Annotated in this window: 6 protein-coding genes; all 6 read right to left on the reverse strand. The window is 48.4% G+C overall.

Annotated features, from left to right (window positions below):
• Position 1 precedes the first annotated feature (1 nt).
• A complete protein-coding gene (locus BFC18_RS10065; protein WP_070125416.1) occupies positions 2 to 1,003 on the reverse strand; it encodes a lytic murein transglycosylase in 1,002 nt (333 codons plus the stop codon).
• Positions 1,003 to 1,299 carry a YcgL domain-containing protein gene (locus BFC18_RS10070; protein WP_070125417.1) on the reverse strand — a complete coding sequence of 99 codons (297 nt, stop codon included), beginning with the start codon at positions 1,297 to 1,299 and terminating at the stop codon, positions 1,003 to 1,005. The genes BFC18_RS10065 and BFC18_RS10070 overlap by 1 nt, the downstream gene beginning before the upstream one ends.
• Positions 1,300 to 1,341: 42 nt before the next feature.
• Positions 1,342 to 2,502 carry a ribonuclease D gene (gene rnd / locus BFC18_RS10075; protein ID WP_070125439.1) on the reverse strand — a complete coding sequence of 387 codons (1,161 nt, stop codon included), beginning with the start codon at positions 2,500 to 2,502 and terminating at the stop codon, positions 1,342 to 1,344.
• A 59-nt stretch (positions 2,503 to 2,561) separates the two neighbouring features.
• Positions 2,562 to 4,214 (reverse strand): long-chain-fatty-acid--CoA ligase FadD, encoded by a 1,653-nt coding sequence (gene fadD / locus BFC18_RS10080; protein WP_070125418.1) that lies wholly within the window; start codon positions 4,212 to 4,214, stop codon positions 2,562 to 2,564.
• A 122-nt stretch (positions 4,215 to 4,336) separates the two neighbouring features.
• A complete protein-coding gene (locus BFC18_RS10085) occupies positions 4,337 to 5,176 on the reverse strand; it encodes an alpha/beta fold hydrolase (RefSeq protein WP_070125419.1) in 840 nt (279 codons plus the stop codon).
• 114 nt (positions 5,177 to 5,290) lie between these two features.
• Positions 5,291 to 6,097: reverse transcriptase domain-containing protein (locus BFC18_RS10090; RefSeq protein ID WP_245680317.1), on the reverse strand; the 807-nt coding region annotated here is incomplete at its 5' end.

The following is a 6,097-nucleotide window of genomic DNA, read 5'->3' on the forward strand; positions in this document are numbered from 1 at the left end:
GCTATTGCCCTTTTTTAATGCGATCGGCAAGATAACTCACAGAAATGCCGAAATAGGAAGACCGGTTCCACTTCATCAGTGTATGGAAGTTATTGTAAACCAGATACAGTCGCCCATCGATGCCATCAGGCATAATTAACGACGCGTTAATATCGGCATCTGGTAAATTGGATAGGTCAAATTTACGCACACCACGTTGTTGCCAAGTTGCAAGCGGGACAAAATCCGCTTTCCCTAAGCCAACATTTTCACCCTTATAGCCATCAACAAATTTCACCTGACGCCCCCAGGTAAAATCGTCATTCCACCCTTCACTAGACAAAAAATTGGCAATTGACGCAAACACGTCCGCAGGGGTCTGCCAGATATCTTTTTTGCCATCGCCGTCATAGTCCACAGCATAAGTTAGAAACGATGTGGGCATGAATTGGCTTTGTCCCATTGCGCCGGCCCACGAGCCTTTTAAATCATCAACGTGAATGTGACCATCTTGAATAATTTCCAATGCGGCATAAAACTGCTTTTTGAAGAGAGTTTCTCGGCGGCCTTCATAAGCCAGCGACAACAGTGCGGAAAACACCGGATAGCGACCCTGTATTTTGCCGAAGTTAGACTCATTCCCCCACAGAGCTAGGATAAAGCGCGGCTGTACACCGTATTGCTCACCGATTTCATCCAGTAACACTTTGTGCTGGTTATACAAATCCAGTGCTTGCTTCACTTTCCAGTCTGGTACCCGGGTGGCGAGGTAATCATCCAGGGTAATTTTCTTTTCCGGCTGATTTTTGTCTGCTTTCACCACTGTGGGTCTGAACGTTGCGGTATCCAGCGCACTGTCGACCAACGCGGCGTCAAAGCCTTTATTTACGGCTTCGGTTTTGATGTCGGCTAAATAAGCATTGAAACCCGCTTCTGTTTTTTCTTCGGCGCGCACGCTGGGTATGGCTAGCGAAAGCATCATACCTGCCACCATCAGGCAGTGTTTAGTCTGATTGAACAACATTAGCGCTTGTTATCCACATCAGGGGTTAACCCCTGCTCTACGCGATGGGTCGCAAGCATGTCTTCTTCCTTTGGCGGCATTTGTAGATAAAAACCTTTATCCTTTAACGCGGCTTCGAGATCGGCTTTGCTCACACCGGCTAATTGAGGCCGTTTATCAAGGGGAATGAGCATCACTAATTCAGGAGTGCCGAATTTTTGCATTAGAATTTCTGGCACGTCGTCAAAGGCATTTTTGCCCGGCACATACAAATACATGCCTTCTTTGCGACGAGTTTTATACACTGCACACAACATAAAATTTCCTGGGTTTATTCGGTATTTTCGAAAGCCGTAAGCCTAGTTGTCAAAGGCCAATGGGCCCAACAGGGAGGTCAGTTTTTCCTCCAGCAGCGGCCGGCGCCATCCGGAGAGAAGATCTGGTAACAAACCTTGCGATCGAGTTTCATCTAAGTCGAACCACTGCCATTTCAGTAATTGATTGATTTGTTTTTTCGACGCTATGACTTCTTCGGTTACGGATTGTGTTTGCGCCACTTCCGCACAGATCCGTTTTACTGCCGCCAGGTTTTTCTTGTATTCAGGAAAATCGATAAGTCGGCGTATAGGTACAAGCTTACGGTCAGCCGGCGTATCCTCGAATAACTCCCGGGCTTCAGCCACCAGGTTGATAAGTATGTCACCATAGCGGCGCAGCGTTTGGGGCTGCAAGCCCTCGGTGCGACTCAGCGCGCTTCGACTTACTGGCATTCTGACAGCAATATCAAACATCTGGCCTTCTCGAATCACAAAATTCAATGCCAGATTCTTCTGCCGCGCCACTTTTAGCCGCCATGCTGCAAGATGACGAAATACCGTGAGTTGTTCAGGTGTTAAACGCCACAGATTTTTCAGATGCAGATATGCCTGCTCTAAAGGCACCTGGGCTTTCTTTTTCTCTGCCAGTGCAGCAATTTCCTGCGTTACCCACTCGTATTTACCAACCTGAGCAATTTTCTCAGCCAACTGACGGTAAACGGGTAATAGGTAAAGCACATCGTTGGCGGCATAGCTAAGTTGCGCTTCGCGCAATGGACGTGCCAGCCAGTCTGTACGAGACTCACCTTTATCCAGCACCACGTTGCTCATCAATTCCACCAACCTGGCGTAGCCCAACGTGGGCCCCATGTCTAATACACTGGCGGCAAACTGGGTATCGAAAATGGGAGCAGGCACCATGCTGAAGGCAGCCAGAAACGTTTCAAGATCTTCAGAACAAGAGTGCAGCACCTTAACCACATTCGGGTTGGCCATCAGTTCGACAAATGGAGACAGATCGTCAATCGCCAGCGGATCGATGAGTACCAGGTTTTCGCCATCGAACATCTGCAACAAACCTAGCAGAGGCGTCAATGTGCGGGTTCGCACGAACTCGGTATCAATGGCTACCGCATCAGCTTCCGCCGCTTTTTCGCACACGCTTCTCAGCGCTTTTTCATCGGTTATTAGTTTATATTTCATCATATAAAACAGCCGGCAAAGTAGCCGGCTGTCCCAAGTGTTTATTCGAGCAGGAGCGATTAATCCCGTAATTCCCGTCGCAGGATTTTACCTACATTTGTTTTCGGCAGGTCATCTTTAAATACCACTTTCTTCGGTACTTTATAACCTGTGAGATGCGTGCGGCAGTGGGCAATAACCTGCTCGGCAGTCAGACTCTTGTCTTTGGCCACGACGAACAGTTTCACCACTTCCCCACTCACATCGTGAGGCATGCCTACCGCAGCTGCTTCCACAACACCTTCGTGCATGGCTGCCACTTCTTCAATCTCGTTCGGGAACACGTTGAATCCGGAAACCAGAATCATATCTTTTTTACGGTCAACAATATAGAAATAACCTTCGTCATCCGACTTCGCAATGTCACCCGTTGACAGCCAGCCGTCTTTTAAAATTTCCGCGGTGTCTTCAGGACGATTCAAATATCCCTTCATCACCTGAGGGCCTTTTACCAGCATTTCTCCCGCCTCCCCCGGCGCCACATCGTTACCTTCATCGTCTACCAGACGAATGTCTGTTGACGGAATAGGCATGCCGATGGCCCCTTTGTACGCCTTAATTTTAGGCGAGTTCACCGCAACCACTGGGGAACATTCCGTCAGACCGTAACCTTCCAACAAAACCGTTCCCGTAACAGCTTGCCAGCGCTCCGCCACCGGACGCTGAACGGCCATACCGCCGCCAAGACCAAATTTGAAATGGGAGAAATCTAATTCTTTGAAACCTGGTGTGTTCAGCAAACCGTTAAACAGGGTGTTTACACCAGGCAGTATCGCGAATTGATGTTTAGACAGCTCTTTGACAAAACCTGGCATATCCCGTGGATTAGTAATAAGCAGATTAGGACAGCCAAACTTCAAGAACAGCAGACAGTTCGCCAACAGTGCGAAGATGTGATAAAGCGGCAGCGCGGTAACCACTAAATCTTTACCGGGCTCAATAACGATTTCGAGAATACCGGAAACTTGCTCAAGATTCGCAATCATGTTCCGGTGAGTCAGCATGGCCCCTTTAGACACGCCTGTGGTTCCGCCGGTGTACTGCAGAAAGGCTAAATCGTCACCGTTAATGTCAGGACGTTGATAGCTTAGCTTTTCTCCCGCTTTTACTGCCGACATAAAAGATTCGGCAGTAGGCAGTGAGAAGTCAGGTACCAGTTTTTTGATATATTTAACGCCCAGGTTGACCACCCAACGCTTTGGCGCAGGCAACATATCACCCAGGGCAGTGCGATAAATATGTTTAAGGTTTGTTTTGCCGACCACTTGCTGCAACGTGGCAGCAAAGTTATCAACAATCACTATCGCCTGAGCATTGGCATCATTCAGTTGATGTTCCAACTCCCGAGCAGTGTACAAAGGGTTTACGTTTATAACGGTTAAACCGGCGCGGAGAACGCCAAACATGGCAACAGGATACTGCAGCACGTTGGGCATCATAATAGCAACGGCAGCGCCTCGCTTCAGGCCACTGTGTTGCAAATAGGCTGCAAACTGGGCTGATAATTCATCAAGTTCTCTGAACGTGATGCTGTGCCCCATGTTCATGTAAGCAACCTGATCGCCATAGGTTGTTACAGACTGCTCGAAGATATCGACAATAGAGGCATAGCGGTCAGGGTCAATGTCTGCCGAAACACTTGGGTCGTAATGCTCTAACCAAATTTTTTCCACACACCCTCCGGTTACGTTTATTTTTATAGTTGATTTACAGATACTGCTTAACCAATATTTTACAACTGGTCTGATTAGTTGCGTATCTTATAGGATGACAACAAAAAGATAAACGTTCCTGTTTACAATTGTTCAACAAACTGTCGAATTGCCCTCCCCACTTCGTCAGTTTTTTCCATATGAATATGGTGACCCCCTTCAAACACTTCACATTGGCTAGAAACAAACCAATCTTTACGCACGCTATAAACATCCGGCATTTTCTTAAAGCTGTTGCTCGCAGCAGCAAACCACACCGGGCAACGCACATTTCGCATGAGCGCTTCGGCCTGCTCTTCAGTAAAGCGCAGGGTAGACTTGGTTCGCAGTTTGGGATCGCTCGACCAGAAACAATGACCCGATGCATCTTGCGTGAGATTGCGGGAAAGAATCACTCTGGCGTTGTCTTTATCAATATCTGATACCGCACATCGTGCTTTAACCGCACCCTCTAAATCAACGATATTTAGCCGGTTTTTGCGCTTCTTAAAACGACTTTGAATCGATTCTCGCAATTGTTCTGCACTGCTGTCCGCTGATTTTGTGAGTGGTCCACAGGCATCAATGCTAATAACAGCTTTAATTTGGTCGGGAAAAGCAGCGGCATACAGTGTTGCCAAAATCCCTCCCAGGGAATGGCCTAATAGAATAACGTCTGAAAACGCATTTTCTGTGATCAGCGCATACAAATCTTGCAGGAAATCAGCTTGATGGTAATGCGCGCCAGCAGGACGATGGGAAGAATGCCCGTGGCCAGCTAAATCCAGCGCGATAAACCGGCTGTTCTGTAAATACGGGGCAAGTGGTGCAAGAGAAGCCGCATTATCCAGAAAGCCGTGAAGTCCTATCACCACCGTGCCCGCCCCCTGGTTATCCAAGGCTGATAGTTTGATGTCACCCAGTTGAAATTCTGTTTCTTTCATCGCCATTCTCTCCAGCTATGCGGCAATAAATAACATCGAGTAGGGTGAGGCATCACCGCCTCATCCCTCTCACAGAACCGTACGTACGGGCCTCGTATACGGCTCCTGTACAGTTTATCCAGCGTAATTGCTGGGCACATTTCCCGTTCTAACGTCTTCCAGATTCACCAGTCCAAGTTCGTTAAACCAGCTGTTTGGCATCGCGTAGCTTGCCAGTGGGCTTCTTGCGCTGCGCCAACTCGTCATGCTCATGGACGCGAACTTGCCTTTGTAGCCCCGCTGTCGTAGCCAGCGATGCAGGCGGCTCGCCTTTTTCCATAACTTCAGTTGAACACTGCGCAGTCTGCGTCTCAGCCAACTCGCGATTTGCTTGAATGCCCTGCTGGCATTGGCAATCCTGAAGTACTGGCTGAACCCTCTTAGCAGTGGATTCAGTCTGTTGATGACATGTGACAACGGTTTTCCCCCGTTGCGTTTTGTCATCTCCTTTAGCTTCATTTTGAACAATGCCAGTTTCTTCGCTTGGATTCGGGTATATTTCGTCCCGATTTCCACACCAAGGAACCTGACACCCGCATCACTGTGTGTGATGTGGGTTTTCTCTGTGTTCACGGTCAGCTTCAGTTTACCTTCAAGGATTTGGGTCGCTTGTCGTTGCGCATTCTCTGCCGCTGAACGACTGCGACACAAGATAAGAATATCATCAGCGTAGCGCACTATGCGGTGGCCACGTTGCATCATCTCCTTATCAAACGCATCCAGATAGATGTTCGCTATCAAGGGGCTGATTACCCCACCTTGCGGACTCCCTGTGTCTGTCTGCTGCCAATGGCCTTCAACCATCACCCCACTTGTTAAGAACTGGCTGATTAAGCGCAGCACGCTACCATCACGCACCCGCCGTTTAATGCTTTCTATGAT

It is taken from the genome of Alteromonas confluentis, from assembly GCF_001757105.1.
Classification (GTDB): Bacteria; Pseudomonadota; Gammaproteobacteria; order Enterobacterales; family Alteromonadaceae; genus Alteromonas; species Alteromonas confluentis.

Coding starts and splice junctions, on each gene's coding strand:
- BFC18_RS10065 (WP_070125416.1), bottom strand. CDS start 1,003: ATGTTGTTCAATCAGACTAAACACTGCCTGATGGTGGCAGGTATGATG.
- BFC18_RS10070 (WP_070125417.1), bottom strand. CDS start 1,299: ATGTTGTGTGCAGTGTATAAAACTCGTCGCAAAGAAGGCATGTATTTG.
- rnd (WP_070125439.1), bottom strand. CDS start 2,502: ATGAAATATAAACTAATAACCGATGAAAAAGCGCTGAGAAGCGTGTGC.
- BFC18_RS10085 (WP_070125419.1), bottom strand. CDS start 5,176: ATGAAAGAAACAGAATTTCAACTGGGTGACATCAAACTATCAGCCTTG.